The organism is Streptomyces sp. WMMB 322 (genome assembly GCF_900090145.1).
Lineage (GTDB): Bacteria > Actinomycetota > Actinomycetes > Streptomycetales > Streptomycetaceae > Streptomyces.
Genome location: NZ_FMHI01000015.1, coordinates 46,952 through 63,368, shown reverse-complemented (window position 1 = coordinate 63,368; position 16,417 = coordinate 46,952). Strand labels below are relative to the sequence as shown.

General features: G+C 70.8%; 13 protein-coding genes and 1 pseudogene. 2 read left to right on the top strand and 12 right to left on the bottom strand.

Annotated elements, in window-relative coordinates:
- Nucleotides 1–540 precede the first annotated feature (540 nt).
- Complete coding sequence (locus H180DRAFT_RS21530; RefSeq protein WP_055487759.1) at nucleotides 541–1,719, top strand: L-talarate/galactarate dehydratase; 1,179 nt, start codon at nucleotides 541–543, stop codon at nucleotides 1,717–1,719.
- 141 nt (nucleotides 1,720–1,860) lie between these two features.
- Here H180DRAFT_RS21530 and H180DRAFT_RS21525 read toward each other — a convergent pair whose 3' ends face one another.
- From H180DRAFT_RS21525 to H180DRAFT_RS21475, 11 genes and pseudogenes are all read right to left on the bottom strand, one after another.
- A complete protein-coding gene (locus H180DRAFT_RS21525; protein ID WP_055487758.1) occupies nucleotides 1,861–2,649 on the bottom strand; it encodes a maleate cis-trans isomerase family protein in 789 nt (262 codons plus the stop codon).
- Nucleotides 2,650–2,852: 203 nt separating this feature from the next.
- Complete coding sequence (locus H180DRAFT_RS21520; RefSeq protein ID WP_055487757.1) at nucleotides 2,853–3,335, bottom strand: MarR family winged helix-turn-helix transcriptional regulator; 483 nt, start codon at nucleotides 3,333–3,335, stop codon at nucleotides 2,853–2,855.
- A gap of 71 nt (nucleotides 3,336–3,406) precedes the next feature.
- On the bottom strand, nucleotides 3,407–4,261 hold the full coding sequence (locus H180DRAFT_RS21515) for an alpha/beta fold hydrolase (protein WP_055487756.1): 855 nt from the start codon (nucleotides 4,259–4,261) through the stop codon (nucleotides 3,407–3,409).
- 92 nt (nucleotides 4,262–4,353) lie between these two features.
- Nucleotides 4,354–5,076: an isochorismatase family protein gene (locus H180DRAFT_RS21510; protein WP_055487835.1), complete on the bottom strand. Its 723-nt coding sequence runs from the start codon at nucleotides 5,074–5,076 to the stop codon at nucleotides 4,354–4,356.
- Nucleotides 5,073–5,786: an SRPBCC family protein gene (locus H180DRAFT_RS21505; RefSeq protein WP_055487755.1), complete on the bottom strand. Its 714-nt coding sequence runs from the start codon at nucleotides 5,784–5,786 to the stop codon at nucleotides 5,073–5,075. The genes H180DRAFT_RS21510 and H180DRAFT_RS21505 overlap by 4 nt, the downstream gene beginning before the upstream one ends.
- Before the next feature lie 146 nt (nucleotides 5,787–5,932).
- Nucleotides 5,933–6,433: pseudogene (locus H180DRAFT_RS21500) on the bottom strand ((2Fe-2S)-binding protein); the annotation flags it as partial.
- Complete coding sequence (locus H180DRAFT_RS21495; protein WP_079100291.1) at nucleotides 6,430–8,910, bottom strand: xanthine dehydrogenase family protein molybdopterin-binding subunit; 2,481 nt, start codon at nucleotides 8,908–8,910, stop codon at nucleotides 6,430–6,432. The gene H180DRAFT_RS21495 and the pseudogene H180DRAFT_RS21500, both read right to left, overlap by 4 nt.
- Nucleotides 8,907–9,776, bottom strand: coding sequence for an FAD binding domain-containing protein (locus tag H180DRAFT_RS21490; RefSeq protein WP_055487754.1), 870 nt, complete (start codon nucleotides 9,774–9,776; stop codon nucleotides 8,907–8,909). Before H180DRAFT_RS21490 ends, H180DRAFT_RS21495 begins: the two co-directional genes overlap by 4 nt.
- Before the next feature lie 191 nt (nucleotides 9,777–9,967).
- Nucleotides 9,968–11,413: an MFS transporter gene (locus H180DRAFT_RS21485; protein WP_055487753.1), complete on the bottom strand. Its 1,446-nt coding sequence runs from the start codon at nucleotides 11,411–11,413 to the stop codon at nucleotides 9,968–9,970.
- A 111-nt stretch (nucleotides 11,414–11,524) separates the two neighbouring features.
- A complete protein-coding gene (locus tag H180DRAFT_RS21480; RefSeq protein WP_055487752.1) occupies nucleotides 11,525–12,793 on the bottom strand; it encodes an FAD-dependent monooxygenase in 1,269 nt (422 codons plus the stop codon).
- A gap of 62 nt (nucleotides 12,794–12,855) precedes the next feature.
- Complete coding sequence (locus H180DRAFT_RS21475; RefSeq protein WP_055487751.1) at nucleotides 12,856–13,887, bottom strand: 2,5-dihydroxypyridine 5,6-dioxygenase NicX family protein; 1,032 nt, start codon at nucleotides 13,885–13,887, stop codon at nucleotides 12,856–12,858.
- A gap of 482 nt (nucleotides 13,888–14,369) precedes the next feature.
- Between H180DRAFT_RS21475 and H180DRAFT_RS21470 the strand changes: the two genes are divergently transcribed.
- Complete coding sequence (locus tag H180DRAFT_RS21470; RefSeq protein ID WP_055487750.1) at nucleotides 14,370–15,485, top strand: trypsin-like peptidase domain-containing protein; 1,116 nt, start codon at nucleotides 14,370–14,372, stop codon at nucleotides 15,483–15,485.
- Here the strand turns inward: H180DRAFT_RS21470 and H180DRAFT_RS21465 are convergent.
- Complete coding sequence (locus H180DRAFT_RS21465) at nucleotides 15,472–16,347, bottom strand: SigB/SigF/SigG family RNA polymerase sigma factor (protein WP_055487749.1); 876 nt, start codon at nucleotides 16,345–16,347, stop codon at nucleotides 15,472–15,474. The genes H180DRAFT_RS21470 and H180DRAFT_RS21465 overlap by 14 nt on opposite strands.
- Nucleotides 16,348–16,417 lie beyond the last annotated feature (70 nt).

The window sequence follows — 16,417 nt, the reverse complement described above, 5'->3', positions numbered from 1 at the left end:
CGGACGGGCCGGGCTGTCCTCAGCGGCAGCACGACGCATCGCGCACCCCGGAGCCCCAAGCCCTGAGCCGTCTTCGAGACCCCGAGACCCCGAGACCCCGAGACCCCGAGACACGAGTCTCCAATTCTTCGCTCTGTCGCGTTCAGCATCATGAACACTGCCTCATCTGTACGGAGTTGGGCGGCCTGCAACGGCAATCGGCCGACGGCCCGTGCGACCCACACACAGGAGCGCCGCTGCCCCCGTCGGCCGCAGGACCGGACACGGCACGACGGACCGGCTCCCAGGCTCCGCTCCGCGTAGGACGGCGTCCGCACGGGAGAACTCTGTCCATGTACAGGACTGGCGATTATGGTTGTGACCATGCGGAGTTGACGGGCTGCTGTACGGGGCCGGCTGTACCGGCCGGCTGCCGGACGCGCGTACGGCCACCCGTGCACGACCGGAAACCCGCCCCAGCCCCAGCCCCGCCAAGCCCCAATCGCACACCCGACACCAGGACTTCCCGGCCCAGGACTTCCCGACAACCAGGACGCAGCCGTGAACTCGACGCACAGCGGCCCGCAGGCCGCGCCCCGGGCGGACGAAGCGGAGCGCGACGGCATCCGCGGGATCAAGCTCTCCTCCGTACGCCTCCCCCTCGCCGTACCGGTCAGTGACGCGAAGGTCCTCACCGGACGCCAACGCCCCATGACCGAAGTGGCTCTGCTCTTCGCCGAGATCACGACGCAGAACGGTCACGAGGGCATCGGCTTCACCTACTCCAAGCGCGCGGGCGGCCCGGGGCAGTACGCACATGCCCGCGAGGTGGCGCCCGAGTTGATCGGCGAGGACCCCAGCGACATCGGCCGGCTCTGGACGAAGCTCGTGTGGGCGGGTGCTTCCGTGGGCCGAAGCGGCCTCGCCACGCAGGCCGTCGCCGCCTTCGACGTCGCCCTGTGGGACCTGAAGGCCAAGCGTGCCGGTCTGCCGCTGGCCAAGCTCCTCGGCGCCCACCGCGATTCCGTGCGCTGTTACAACACTTCGGGCGGCTTTCTGCACACCCCTGTCGAAGACCTCGTGAGCAACGCCTCCGCTTCCCTCGCAGGCGGGGTGGGCGGAGTCAAGATCAAGGTGGGCCATCCCGACCACAAGGAGGACTTGCGGCGACTGGCCCGCGTACGCGAGGAGTTGGGGGACGACGTGCCACTCATGGCCGACGCCAACCAGCAGTGGGACCGGCCCACGGCCCGTCGCATGGGCCGTGCCCTTGAGGACTTCGGACTCGTCTGGCTCGAAGAGCCCCTCGACGCCTACGACTCCGAGGGTCACGCTGCCCTCGCGGCCGCCCTGGACACCCCGGTCGCCACGGGCGAAATGCTGGCGTCCGTCGCCGAGCACTGGGAGTTGATACGCGCCGGCGGTGCGGACGTGATCCAGCCGGATGCGCCGCGCATCGGCGGCATCACCCAGTTCCTCAGGCTCGCCGCCCTCGCCGAGCACCGGCATCTCCAGCTCGCACCGCACTTCGCCATGGAGATCCACCTGCATCTCGCTGCTGCCTATCCGTACGAGCCGTGGGTGGAGCACTTCGACTGGCTGGAACCGCTGTTCAGCGAGCGCCTGGAGATCCGCGACGGACGGATGCGTGTGCCGTTCCGGCCCGGCCTCGGGATCACCCTGTCCGAGCGTGCCCGGGAGTGGACGCGGGAGGAGTGCCGGATCACCAGCCGCCCGTGATGGAGGGACGGTGCCGGTGCCGGCTCGCGGCCGTCCCTTCGCCGTCCGTGCAACTGCCGCGTCTCAAGCAGCAGTTGTCCGCCACGACCGACCAGACCGGCTGCACGGCGACGCCGTCGGCCCTCCCGGCCCGGGTCGGCCTCACCGCCCACCACCCTGGTGGCCCTCTCCGGCGCTCAGTGCCCGCCCGCGGAGCAGGGCCCCGGCGTCCGGAACCGAGGGGTCGAGCCCGAGTTCGCTCAGGATGCGGTACGCCGTGGCCGTCGCCGCGGTCAGCACCGGCAGACCCGAGGCGTCCTCCACGTACTGCACGGACGGCAGCGACGGCATCTGCACGCAGGCGGACAGCACTATCGCATCGGCCCGCGCGAGGTCGAGACGCCGCCAGTGCTCCCGCAGCGCCGAAGGGTCGAGACGGGCGACGGCCAGGTTGTCCGGAACCTCCAGGCTCAGCGAGTCGACGACTTCGGTGCCGGCGTCCTCGATGTAGTTCACGACCGTCTCGGTGAGCGGCTTCATGTACGGGGTGATGACGGCCACGCGCTTCGCGCCGAGCGCCTCGATCCCGCTCAGCAGCGCACCGGCGCTGGAGACGACCGGAACCTGCGCACCCTGCTCCTTGAGGACCGCGGTGATCTCGTCCTCGGCCGTGCAGTGATGGCCCGGCCCCTGAGCCATGATCGCCACCAGGCACGCGGTGGCGACGATGTCCGGCCGGGCGTCGGCGAGTTCGAGGGAGGCGCGCGCCGTCTGCGCGTTCATCTCCTTCAGTTGCTCGGGGGTCACCTTCTGCATCCGCATCCGGCTGCTGTGGAAGACGAACCGGTCCCCCGGCACCGTCTCCTCGCGCGCCCGCAGCATGCGGGGCAGTTCGGTCTCCATCGTCAGGTTGGAACTCGGAACGATCATGCCGATGTGATGGTCCGCCATGGGAGGCTCCCGTCTTTCCGGCGGCGACCCGGAGGCGGCCGCGCACAGAATTAATCCGAACACGTACGATTTGTGCGGGCATCTCCCGCCGACAGCGGGGGATGCCACGCCCCCCTACGGTTCACTTCCTGCCCGGGACGGCTCCCGGCTGCTCACCGGGCCCGCCCGGCCCGCAGCGGGCCGTTCGGACTCCCCGAGCCCGCTCAGGACTCCCCGGACAGCCCTTCCCAGTGGTCGGCGAGCTCCGTGAGCTCCCGCATCAACCGGCTGCGCTCCGCCCCGGACCCGTAGTTCTCCAGCAGGCGTTCGTCCAGGGCCCGCGCCCGGTCGTCGGCCTCCCGCAGCGCCCGCTCTCCCTCCTCGGTGAGGAAGAGAAGCTTGCGGCGTCCGTCGTCGGCTGCCGTACGGCGCACCATCAATCCGCGCTTCTCCAGGCGCCGGGCGACGTCCGCCATCGTCGAGGTGTCCAGCGCCACCGCCGACGCCATGGCGGTCTGGTCATGTCCCGGCGCGGCATCGACGGCGGTGAGCACGGCGAACTGCGGGCCTGTCAGGGTCGGATCGACGCTGCGCACCCATGCCGCGAGATATGCCTGGTAGAGACGGCGCACCTGGTAACCGGGCGCGGCGAGCAACGCCGCGGGCGGGGCAGCCGTGCCCGAGGCCGGTGAGGTCTTGTCAGCCATGGGCCCACTAAAGCACGGCGGCGTCACTGCGTGTTCCGCGCCTCCCGCGCCCCCTTCCCGCACCGTCCTGTTCACGCCAACATGGCGCGCAGCGCCTCGCGCAAGGCGTCCAGGGCGGCGTCCGGCGCGTCCCAGAAGACCATGTGCCCGGCGCCGGGGATTCCGGCCAGCCGTGCCTGCGGATGCTTGAGGGTCGCCTCCTCCACTCCGGCCGGGGTGACGACCGGGCTGTCCTCTCCGTGGAGGAGCGCAGTGGGTGTGGGCACCGACGGCCACCAGTCGAAGAAATCCTCGTTCTCGAAGCCGTGGTGGGTGGCGCGCAGCGCCTCCTCGCCGCAGCTGGAGAGCCAGCGGGCGCGCAGTTCCTGTTCGCGGCGTGGCCAGCGGGGCCATGCCGCGGCCACCTCGTCGGCGTCGGTGCCGCGCCGCGCCTGCTCCAGCTGACCGAGGAAGGCGGACAGCGTCGTCGGGTACGGCGCCCTTCCGGGACCGCTCATCGGCGGGTCGACCAGGACGGTGCCGAGGAGCGGCACCTTCGTGTGCACAGCCGTGGCCGCCGCGATGCGGGCACCCATCGAATGACCGGCCACCACCGGGCGTTCGAGGCCGAGTCCGGTGATCCATGCTTCGGTGTCCTCGGCGTAGGCCTCGAGCGAGTAGTCGTCGCCGTCGTCGGAGAGTCCCCTTCCGCGGATGTCGGGGACGATCGGGCGCACGAGGTCGGTCAGCCTGCGTGCGACGAAGTCCATCGTGACGGCGGGGCTGGTGATTCCCGGCAGCAGCAGCATCGGCACACGTCCGTCCCCGGGGTCGCCGCCGTAGTCGAGGGCGTGCAGCCGCAGTGAACCTGAGCGCACCCAGCGGCTGCGGGCCGGCACGTCTGCGAGGTCGGCGAGGGCGGGCTGGGTGATGAACCGGTGGGACATGGTGCTTCCTCGGTGAGTGGTACGGGAAGGGGCGGGACTCGGGGCGTGGGGCGGGCAAGAGGAAGGCTGCATTCTGCGGCGCTCACCGCGGGTCAGCCGGTGGGCCTGCCTTCCAGCCGGACGGACGGACGGCGGGAGACGGCAGGCCCGGGCAGCCTGCCGAGGTACGCGAGGGCGTCCGCGAGCGGTACGACGTCGCCGTATTTGACCTGGATGTCGAAGAGCGCCGCGTCGTGCGGTCCTTGGGCTCGGTCGCCCGCGCACTCCTCCGGAACCAGCACGGGAAACCCGGACTGCACGGCGTCCACCGCGGTGGCCCGCACGCATCCGCTGGTGGTGGCACCGCAGACCAGCACGGTGTCGCAGCCGAGGGCGACGAGCGTGGCGGCCAGCGAGGTGCCGAAGAACGCCGACGCGCCCTTCTTGACGACGAGTTGGTCCTCCGGCCGGTAGGGCAGTCTCGGGTCGAGCGCGACGGCCCGGCTGCCTTCGACGAGGGCCCGCATGCCGGGCGCCTTCTCCAGCCAGGTCACCGAACGGCCCTCCGCCTCGGCCCCGGTGTAGGCGATCGCTGTCCAGATCACCGGGACGCCGGCGGCGCGCGCCGCGTCCGCCAGGGTCGCCGTGGCCTCGACGACGGCCGTCAGGTCGGCGCCGGAGGGGTAGGAGTCCTCGGTGAATCCGCAGGTGAGGTCGACGACGACGAGGGCGGGGCGGCTGCCGCGCCGCACCGGGGCGCCGAAGCCGGCCCGCTCGTAGGTGCGGTCGGTCTCCTCGCCGTAGCGGCCGGTCCGTCCGGACCGCTCTCCGCTCACCGGGACCTCCCCGCCGCCGCGCCGCACCGGCTTCCTCCGCCGCCGAATGCCCGGCTGAGGAGCCATCCCTCGAAGAGGCCGAACGCGAACGCTCCGACGACCGGGGCGTACTTGGCGGCCGCCGGCCCCAAGAGCACCGCGAGGCCGTTCAGTTCGGTATCGCTGCCACCGGCCTGCGCGGCGACCACGCCGTTCTCCCCCGCAAGAGCGGGCCGCCCGTCGCTGCGCGTGCCGTCGCCCGCCGGGGCCGGGGCCGTTCCGCGGCGCTCCTGGTCGAGCAGGCTGCCGAGGTTCGCCGCGAACTGCTGGAGGATCCTGTCCGAGACGGCGGCGACCGCGCCCTTGCCGAACTGGGCGATCTTTCCCCGGATGACGAGGTCAGTCGTCATCCGCAGCTCGGCGCCCTCCGGTGCCGCAGCGACCTCCAGGACGACCTCCGCCTCGGCGTCGCCGCTGCCGTGGGTGTCGGCGCCGCGCGCCTGGACGCGCAGCCGCCGCTTGTCCTCGTCGGCCTCCAGGAACCGCACGGTGCCGGAGTAGGCCGCTGTGACGGGGCCGACCTTCACCTTCACCCGGCCCGTCCAGGCGTCGCCGTCCCGGCCCTCCAGCGTGGCTCCCGGCATACACCCTGCGACGCGCTCCACGTCGTTGACGACGGCGAACACCTCTTCGGGCGATGCCTTCACCGGGACCGCGTTGTCGATCCGCATGGAACCTCCTCGTGCTTGTCGTGCTCCACGTGCTCCGCGTGCTTCTCGTGCTCTTCGGCTCCGCCGGGGTGCGCGGCGTGCGGGCGGACCCCGCCCGGGGCCGTCCCGTCCGGCCGTGTCTCCTCCAGCCGCCGCTGGAGTGCGGCGCGGCGCCGCGTGGCGCAGTCGTCGATCGCCTCGACGATGGTCTGGTAGCCGGTGCAGCGGCACAGGTTGGAGGCGACGACCTCGCGTATCTCCTCCTTCGTCGCCCGTGGCCGCTCCGCCAGGAAACCCTCGGCGAGCATCAGGAACCCGGGTGTGCAGAATCCGCACTGCAGGCCGTGGTGTTCGCCGAACGCCTTCTGCAGATCGTTGAGTTCGCGTCCGTCCGAGAGCGATTCGACGGTGCGGATCTCCCGGTCCTCGGCCTGCGCGGCGAACATCAGGCAGGCGCGCACCGGTTGCCCGTCGAGCAGCACCGTGCAGGCGCCGCAGATCCCGTGTTCGCAGCCGACGTGGGTGCCCGTCAGACGCAGGTCGTGGCGGAGCACGTCGACAAGGGTGCGGCGGGCCTCGGTGAGCAGCTCGTAGGTCTCGCCGTTGACATGCAGGGTGATCAGCTGCTGATGCCGCGGATCGCGCGGTGCGTGTGCGGGTTGCGTCATGAGGTGTGCTCCAGTGCTCGCGCCGGTGACGCTTCCAGTGCGTCGGCCACCGACTCGGGCGTGACGGGGGTGTCGTCGAGCTCCACGCCGGTGGGGAGCAGCGCGTCGTTGACGGCGTTGAGCACGGCGGCGGGAGCGCCGATCGTGCCGCCCTCCCCCACGCCTTTCGCGCCGGTCTCGGTGAACGCGCACGGTGTCTCGAGGTGGTGGATGCTCACCTCCGGGATCTCCAGGGCGGTGGGGACCTTGTACTCCATGAAGCCGACCGCGGACGGTGCGCCCTGCGCGTCGTAGGTGACCTGCTCGAAGAGCGCCCCGGCGATGCCCTGCGCTATGCCTCCCCTGGCCTGGCCTTCCACGACCTTCGGGTTGATGGCCACTCCGCAGTCCTCGACGCAGACGTACCGCAGGATCTCCACCTGGCCGGTGCCCTCGTGGAGTTCGACGACGACGCCGTGGGTGGCGTTGGAGAACGTGCCGTCGTTGAAGACGTCGAAGGTGGCGGTCGCCGTCAGACCCGGTTCGACGCCCTTGGGCAGGAGGTGCGACTTGAGGTAGGCGATGTCGGCGATTTCGCCGTAGGGCACCGAGCCGCCCGTCGCGGGATGGACGATCAGCCCTTCACCCAGCTGCAGTTCCCCGGCGGGCACTTCGAGCATCGAGGCGGCGATCGTCTTCAGCTTCTCGCCGAGCTTGCCGGCAGCCAGCCGGACGGCGCTGCCGCCGACGGCGATGGACCGGCTGGCGAAGGTGCCCCAGCCGTAGGTGATGCGGTCGGTGTCGCCCTGGTGGATGCGCACGTGCGCGATGTCGAGGCCCAGTTCGTCGGCGGCGATCTGCGCCATCGTCGTCTCGTGGCTCTGGCCGTGGCTCATCGTGCCGGTGGTGACGACGAGGGCGCCGCTGGTGTCCATCCGCACCTCGGAGATGTCAAAGCCGGGGACGACTTCCATCTTGCGCTGCGCGAAGGCGGCCGAACCGTAGCCGGTGCGCTCGCTGAAGCAGGAGTAGCCGATGCCGATGTGACGGCCCTCGCCGGCGGCCTCCTCCTTGGCGGCGTACCAGCCCTCCTCGCTCAGCACGCTCTCGCACAGGTTCAGCGACTCCAGATAAGAGCCCGGGTCGTAGGTCACGTTGTTGACGCCGGTGTAGGGGAACTGCGTGATCAGGTTGCGGCGGCGTATCTCCGTTGCTCCCAGGCCCAGTTCGCGGGCGGCACGCTCGAAGAGCCGCTCGACGACCATCACGTACTGCGGACGGCTCACGCCCCGGTAGGGCGCCGTGGGCGCCTTGTTGGTCGTCACCGCCCTCGCCCTCACTCGGTAGGCGGGGACCTTGTAGACGCCGGGCATCTCGGCCGAGGCCATGAGTGGTTCGATGCCGGCGGTGAAGGGATAGCAGGAGTAGGCGCCCATGTCGCAGACGATCGCGGCGTCAAGCCCGAGGATCCGCCCGTCGCCGTCGAAGGCGGCCCGTACGTCGTAGTGCTGTTCGCGCGCGAGGAAGGAGGCGCTGAGGGCGTCCTTGCGGTCCTCGATCCACTTCACCGGCCGTCCCAGGGCCAGGGCGGCCGCACCCACCGCGATCTCCTCGCGTCCTACGACGCACTTCAGACCGAAGCCGCCACCCATGTCGGGCACGACGACGCGGACGGCGCGCTCGTCGAGTCCCAGGCAGCGGGCGGCAGTTGTGCGGACCTGGTGCGGCACCTGCGTGGAGGTGCGCAGCAGCAGCTGCTCCTCCCGGTCGTCCCAGCCGGCGAGGACGCCCCGGGTCTCCAGGGGCAGGGCGTTCTGCCGCCCCGTCCGGGTGTCCACGCGGACGACGCAGGGAGCTTCGTCGAAGACCTCGTCGATGCCCTCGGTGGCGAACATCGAGACGTCGAGGAGGGTGTTGGCGCTGGCTTCGTCGTGCACGAGCGGAGCGCCGGCGGCGAGAGCCGTCTCCTCGTCGAGGACCGGGGGCAGCGTGTCGTAGGTGACCCTCGCCGCCTCGATGCCGTCCTCGGCCGCGTACGGGTCGCGTGCGACGACGACCGCCAGCGGCTCCCCCATGTAGCGGACGCGCTCGCGCGCCAGCACGGGCATGCCGGTGGGCACGAACTCGGTGAGCGGACGGCCCAGCCGCGCCGTGATGTCGGCCAGTTGGAGGTCGGCGGCGTCGAACGCCGCGACGACGCCCGGCACTTGCCGCACGGCGGACAGGTCGAGGGAGGTGACGGCGGCGTGGGCGACGGCGCTGCGCACGAACTGCGCGTGCAGCGTGCCCGGCACCTCCAGGTCGTCGGTGAAGCATCCGCGGCCGCTGAGCAGCCTGGGATCCTCGCGGCGTCCGACGGAGGCGCCGATCCACGCGCCGTCCCGGCGGCGGACATCGGCGCGGACATCGGCGCGGGCGGCGCTTCGCTCGCCCTCGGCCTGTCCGTCCTGGCTGCCTCGGCTCGGCGGGCTGTCCCCCTGGCGGTGTTCCTGCGTCATCGGGACGTCGCCTCCTCGCACGCGCGTGCCACAAGTGTGCGGATGAGCCTGCGCCGGTGACGTGCGCTGCCGTTCGCGTCGGCCGGCGGCCGGGCCGCGGCGGCCGCCGACTCGGCGCACTCGGCGAACAGTTCGGGCCCTGCCGGGCCGCCCCGTTCGAGCACCGCCTCCGCTTCCGGGACCCGTACCGGCCGCGGTGCGACACCGCCCAGCGCGACGCGCCCCCCGGCGACGCTCCGTCCGTCCCGGTCGAGCCGCAGGTCGACGGCCGCGGCGACGACGGCGAAGTCGCCGCGCCGCTGGGCGAATTCGGTGAGCGCGGCATGCGGAGCGGGCCGAGGGAACACCACTTCGACGAGGATCTCGTCGGGCGCCAGGGCGGTCGTGTAGTAGCCCTGGAAGAAGTCGGTCGCCGGTATGCGCCGCTCCCCCGAGGGGCCGCGGGCCACCAACTCGGCGTCCAGAAGCACCGCGAGCAGGCACCATTCGGCGGTGGAGTCGGCGTGCGCGAGGCTGCCGCCGACGGTTCCACGGGTGCGGATGGGCAGATGCCCGATCCAGTGCATGGCCTCGCGCACGACGGCGAAGCCGGTCCCCAGGGCGTCGGGCGGTGCGGTCTCCACCGCGTGGTGCGTGGCGAGCGCACCGACGCGGAGACCGCCGTCGGCGTCGGTGCGGACCCTGTCGAGTCCGTCGAGCCCGCCGATGTCCACGAGGTGTTCCGGCCGTGCCAGGCGGAAGTTCATCATGGCCACGAGGCTCTGGCCTCCCGCGATGATCTTCGCTTCGTCCCCGAGTTCGGCGAGCAGACGTGCTGCGCCGTCGACGTCGCGTGCACGGTGGTACGTGAATGCGGCGGGCTTCATCTCACTCCTCTCCTGCTGCGTCCTGCGGCGGTGTTCCGGCCCGGGGGTGCGCCGACCGCGGGGAGGCGGGCGGGCACGCCGGTCCGGGGAGATGTCCTGCGGGCACGGGTGCCAGGGGTGCCGTCGGCGCCGTGCGCCCGTGCCCGCAGGACAGCTAGGTCCAATACCAGTGACTTTGCTGGTTGTTGGGCCTAGCCCTTCACGGGCGTCTTCTCGGCCTGCGGTGCAACGGTCACCGTCTGGTTCGCCGCTCCGTCACCGGCGCCGCCGCTCTCGCCGCTGCCGTCGATGTCGTCGAGGTCCTTGCCCTTGGTCTCCGGGGCCCCGAAGGCCATCCAGATCACGGCGAGGACGACGATCACGCCGAGCACCGCGAAGGTCATCGGCAGCCCGAGCAGCGGCCACATCAGCGACCCGAACAGCATCGGGGCGAACCCGGTGCTGACCCGGCTGACCGACGAGGCCCAGCCGAAGCCGCTGGCGCGCAGCGTCGTCGGGTACAGCTCGGCGGCGTAGGCGTACAGCACGGGGATGGTCAGCTGGATGAGGAAGCCGAAGACGGCGATCGCCACCATCGCCGCGGTCTCCACCTTCAGCACCATGGCGAAGGCCACGAGCGCCGCCGTCGAGACCGGCGCGGCGACCCCGATGAGCCACTTGCGGCCGACGATGTCGACGAGCCAGGTCGACACGAGGACGCCGAGGATGCCGACGCCGCTCATCAGGGTGGGCCCCATGAAGGACGCGGTGTCGTTGTAGCCCTCGTCCTTGAGGATCGACGGCATCCAGGTCAGGGCCGCGTAGTACACCAGCATGATCGTGACGAACAGCAGCCAGGAGACCGAGGTGATGCGGGGGTTGTACTTCCACAGCCGCCGGAACTGCTCGACGCCGGCGCGCACGCCCCTGGGCCGGTCGGAGCCGTCACCGGCCGCCGGCGCGGGGATCCCGTACGGCTCGGGCAGGGCTCCCGTGCGGGCGACGAGTGTGTCGATGACCTCACGTGCCTCCGCCTCCCGGCCGACCCGGGTGAGGTAGATCGGGGACTCGGGCACGCCGCGGCGCACCCAGAAGAGCAGCAGCGCGGGCATGACCATGGTCGCGAGCATCCAGCGCCAGTTGCCGGGCAGCGGCACCATCATGGTCGCCGTCAGGCCGCACAGGGTGACGCCGACCGGCCACCACAGGTCGAGCGCGGTGAGGATGCGGCCGCGGTGCTTCCTCGGTGAGAACTCGCTGACCAGGGCGTAGTCCACGGGGATGCATCCGCCCAGGCCGACGCCGGCGAGGAAGCGCAGCACGAGGAAGACCGAGTAGTCGGGCGAGAGCGCTCCGAGCACGGAGAACAGCGCGAATATCAGCAGCGTCGCGCTGAAGGCCCTGCGACGGCCGATGCGGTCGGCGACGGCACCCCAGACGACGGCTCCGACCGCCATGCCGACCAGGTTGGCCGTCGCGACGAGACCGCTCTCTGCGACGCTGAGGCCGAAGTCCTTGGACAGCAGGGGCATCAGGAAGCCGTTGAGCGCGATGTCCCACGCGTCGAACAGGTAGCCGAGGCCACCGATGATGAAAATCCTGCCCTGGACACCCCATTTCCATGGGAGTTCCTGGACTATCTGATCGCCTGTCTTCACGGTTCGCTCCACGGTTCGGTGTTGGGCTGGGGCGCGTCGCCGGAAAAGGCGACGCCGACGCCGGTTCGCTCGCCGGTCAGCGGGGACGTCGCATCGACGCGCCCGCGCGGCTCACCGGGAGAACTGGTAGGAAAAGGCCCCCAGGTCGGGGTCGTTGAGCGGTGTGCCGCTCCACAGCCAGTCGTAGGAGACGTCGGACTCCCCGTCGAAGCGTTTCAGCTTCTCGTCGCGCTGCCTCTGCTCGGGTCCGTCGGGATAGTGGTAGAAGGTCTTGTTCCGCAGTGAGGCCTGCTGCACCATGCCGGCGTGCTTGGCCCGCCGGTCCACGTAGCGGCGCAGTGCTCCGCGGATGCCGTCGGCGGTGACGGCGCCCAGTTCCTCCGCGAGTACGGCGGCGTCCTCCATGGCCTGCGAGGCGCCCTGCGCCTGGTAGGGAAGCATGGCGTGGCACGCGTCGCCCAGCAGCGCGACGTTGCCGTCCATCCACACCGGGTCGGGACGCCGGTCGTACAGCGCGAAGCAGGTCACGTCCTCCTTCGCCTTGGCGAGCATGGCCGGGACCCTGTCGTCCCAGCCGGGGAAGGCTTCCGCCAGTTCCTGCGCGCTGGAGGGCGCCACCCACTTCTCGGCGACCTCGTCGGTGCAGGGGACGCAGGCGACGACGTTCAGATACTCGCCGCCGCGGATCATGTAGTGCACGAGGTGGCGGTCGGGTCCGTACCAGATGGTGCTCTGGTAGCGGTCCACCAGCCATCTCGTGGCCGGGTCGGCGGCGATCAAATCGCCCGGGACGAGGGCCCGGTAGGCCATCTCGCCGGAGAAGACGAGCGTGTCGTCGGCACCCATCGCGTCGCGCACCCGTGAGCGGATGCCGTCCGCCCCGATCAGCGCGTCGCCCTCGTACCGGCCGCCGTCGCCGGTGATCGCGGCGGGTCGCCGCGGGTCCGTGCGGTCCAGGCCCGTGACCTTCTTGTCGGTGTGAAGGGTGACCACGGGGCCGGGACCGTCCGGGTCGGTGCAGGCCTCCAGGATCACGCGGTGCAGATCGGCGCGGTGGTAGTGCCAGTACGGGGCGTTGTACCTGTCCTTGCAGAACTGTCCCAGCCTGGTCAGGCCGACGACGCTGCCGTCCTTCCACCTGCGCCGCACCTGGTCCTGCGGCTCGGTGTGGATGGCCTCCAACTGCCGGCGCAGTCCGAGTCCGAGCAGCACGCGGCTGGCGTTTGGTGCCGTCTGGATCCCGGCCCCCACCTCTCCCAGTTCGGGGGCCTGCTCGAGGACGGTGACCCGGATGCCCCTGTGGCGCAGGGCGAGCGCGGCGGTCAGACCGCCCAATCCACCGCCGACGACGGTGACTTCGAAAGACTGGCTGGGCGCCAAAGCTCCTCCAAGGCGAGGCGTGGACGTGAAGGTCTGCGGCCCTGGCCGGCAGTGCGGCAGGGTCAGCGCTCGACGAGCCGGCCGTCCACGACGACGTCCGTGCCGTCGACGGAGACGGTGCAGCCGCGCATCGCGATGTCCACGTGTGCGTAGGATTCGCGGCCCAGGACGGGGTGCGGCCCCGTCGACCAGAGGAAGTTCCCGGCGAAGGCACGGGCGTCCATGCCCATCAGGTCGCTCTTGCCGTAGAGGGCGGTCGCGAACCAGTCGGCGGTCTTCATCAGGCCCCACCCCATGTGGGACAGGCTGCGGCCCCACTGGTCGCCGGCGTCGTCGAAGAAGGTCTCCAGGAGCTTCGCCTCGGCACCTCCGGAGATCTTCTCGATGTGGCCGTCGGCGATGTGCAGCGTGACGGGGTCGCGGACGTACTCCTTGAAGGGCAGCAGGATGTCGCCCTCGGCCAGCACCAGTTGACCGTCGGAGAACTCGGGCCAGCACATCACCATCGTGCTCGGCCAGTGGTCCCAGCGGCCGGGGTCGTCGGCGAAGCCGACCTGGAACTCCGGGTGGGAGCCCTTGAGTTGCACGCTCAGGTCCGTACCGGAGCCGGAGGTCACGCGCATGGTCTCCGAGCGCTCGAGCAGACCCGCCCCCTGAAGGACGCGCTCCTTGTCGCCCGCCTGCGGCAGATTGCGTATCAGCACGTCGGGGGCGTCGCAGACGAAGATGATGCGGGTGCCGGCCTTGAGGATCTCCTGCTGGACGGGGGCGTGGATGAAACCTTCCTGCGTGAGGTCGACGACCAGGTCGGCCGACTTCAGCAGGTCCTGCGCGGCCGTGTCGTCGAGCACGGAACGCAGGCCGGGGCCCGCGCCGGTGTGGGTGCTGTCCATGGGGGCGGCGCTGCCGCCGGGCACGGTCGCGGAGATGACGTGGGCGCCCAGGGACTTGGCGGCTCCGAAGGCGGCAGCGACGTAGTCGCCGCGGCTGTCGGGCTCGGCGAGGACGACGACGTGCTCGTCCTTCTTCACCTTGCACAGCTCCAGTTCACGGGTGAACGCGTCGAGCAGATCGACGGACGACAGATCGAACATGGATGTTCCTCCAGGAGGCTTCGCTTCAGCTGTGGGGGCCTTCGGGCCTTCGTGCGGCGCTTCGCCGCGTCGACCGGCCGTCGGAGACGTCGGGATCGCAGGCCGGAATCGACCCACTGCGTAGGCTCTGACCAGCGGAAATGGGCAGGCGCTGGGCGCCTGGACGAAACTAATCCGAACACGTACTAACTCTGCTTGGCAAGGGTTCAGCCATGAGTTAACGCGGAATTTTCGTCGGCCCTTGATCGCGTTTGACCGTTCCGGACTGCCTGCGATCGACGCCGGCCCCCCTTGTGGAACACGCTTCAGGGACCCCCGAAGCGCGCAGGTGGAACCCCTGACGAGCCGTCGCGCGTTGACCTACGGCCCGACCGACGACGAACGGGCCCCGGACTCCCGGCGGGGACGGAGCTCGACGTCTGCGCGACGAATGACCGCCTCCCGCGCGGTCCGCGCAGCCGGGCCACACGGGGAAGGTGACGATGCAGCCCACAGGACCGGAACGCTTCCGGATCGCCGTCGTGCAGGGCAGCAGGCAGGGCTCCGGCTATCTGCTGACCTCCCGCCTCGTGCTCACCGCCGGACACCTGGTCACCAACCGGTACCAGGTGAAGGTCGCGGCGCTCGGCGGCGTCGGCGAGATCGAGTGCCGGGTGCTGTGGGCGCGGCACGACCGTGAGTGCGACGCGGCTCTGCTGTTCGCCAAGAAAGGGGGCTTGCTACCCCGCGAGCGGGCCGACGAGCTGGATACGGCACCGGTGCGACGGGGAAGGCCGCTGGGGCTGGAGACGATGGAGTCCTGCCAGGCCATCGGTTTTCCGCGCATGCAGCGCGACGGCGAAGAACTCGACACCGAGCAGATCGTGGGCACCTTCAAGCCCGGCTCGCGGATGGTCCACGCCCGGTACGTACTCGACAGCCCGCACACTCCGCCGGCTCCACTGCAAGGCGGCGAGTCGCCCTGGGCCGGCATGTCCGGCGCCGCACTGTTCGCCGAGGGGCACATCATCGGCGTGGTGGTGGCCGACCCGCACGGCTGGCAGCACGGGCGCCTCGAAGCCGTGCGCAGCCGAGTGCTCTTCGACGACGCGAAGTTCGTACAGGAGCTGGTGAAGCACACCGGCCACGAGCCCACGATCGCCGAGTTCTCCGGCACCGAGGAGCACAATCCGCACGCCGAGTTCGAGCGACGCTACGCCGCCCAGGTGGCCGAGCGATTCAACGAACTGACCATCTTCGGGCTGGACTTCAGCCGCCAGGACCCCCATCGTGTGGCCTTCACGCTCACCCCCAGGCACGCCGGCACCGGTTGCGGCGTGGAAATCGGTAACGACTGCTTCGAGCTGGACCAGCCGGCCGTGCTCGGCCTCAAGTCGGCGCAGACCGGGCCCGTCCATGTTCACGGAACACGTCACGCACACCGTCGCCCGGCTCGCCTGACGGATTCCCCTCCCGCCCCGGCCGACCGGCCCCCCGCAGGAATCCGGTCGGCCCCGGGGCCTCTCCGCGAAACACGGCGCCGCTCCGGGCCGCGGCGGCCGGCGCCGTGCCTCGTCCGGCCCGGCGGTCAGGCGTGCCGGCCTCTCAGCCCTGAGTGAGGCCGGCGCGCAGCTCGCCGAGGCACCTGCGCAGCAGGCGCGAGACGTGCATCTGGGAAAGACCGAGGACGTCCCCGATCTGCTGTTGCGTGAGCTCCTCGCCGAAGTGCATCTCGAGGATGCGGCGGTCCCGCTCCTCGAGCTCTGCCAGCAGCGGCTTGAGCGAGTTGAGGTTCTCGACCTTCTCCAGGGCGGGGTCCCAGCGGCCGAGGCGGCCCAGCAGCGTGTTGACCTCCTTCGCCTCGCCCTCGTCCTCGCTGGAGAGGTTGAGGGAGTGCGTGGAGTACGCGTTCGAGGCGATCACGGCCTCGGTGACCTCGCCGGCGGACACCTCCATCGCCTCCGCCAGTTCCTGCGTCGTCGGCGCACGGCCCAGGCGGGCCTCCAGCCTGTCGGTGGCGCGCGCCAGGGCGATGCGCTGCTCCTGAAGCCGTCGCGGAACGTGCACCGCCCAGGTGGTGTCACGGAAGAAGCGCTTGATCTCACCGGCGATGTAGGGAATCGCGAAGGTCGAGAACTCGACCTCCCGGCTCAGGTCGAAGCGGTCGATGGCCTTGATGAGCCCGATCGTCCCGACCTGGCGGATGTCCTCGTACTGGTCGTCCCGGTCCTGGAACCGCTTGGCCACGAACCCGACCAGGGGCAGGCTCAGTTCGATGAGGGTGTTGCGCGCGTACTGGTAGTCGGCGGTGCCTTCCTCGAGCTCCTGGAGCCGCCGGAAGAAGACCGCCGTCAGCCGTCGCGCGTCCTGAGGCGCGACGGACTGCGGGTCGTCGATCCGCGGGGGCCGGGTCTCACCAGCTGTTCCGCTTTCGGCCTTCGCATTCGCCGCTCTGCACCGCGGCACGGTTCTGCTGCTCATGAAAGCCTCCGTACGGCAACTGTTGTCGTTGTGCATCTTTCTACCTGCCATGGAGGCTGAGCACCACACC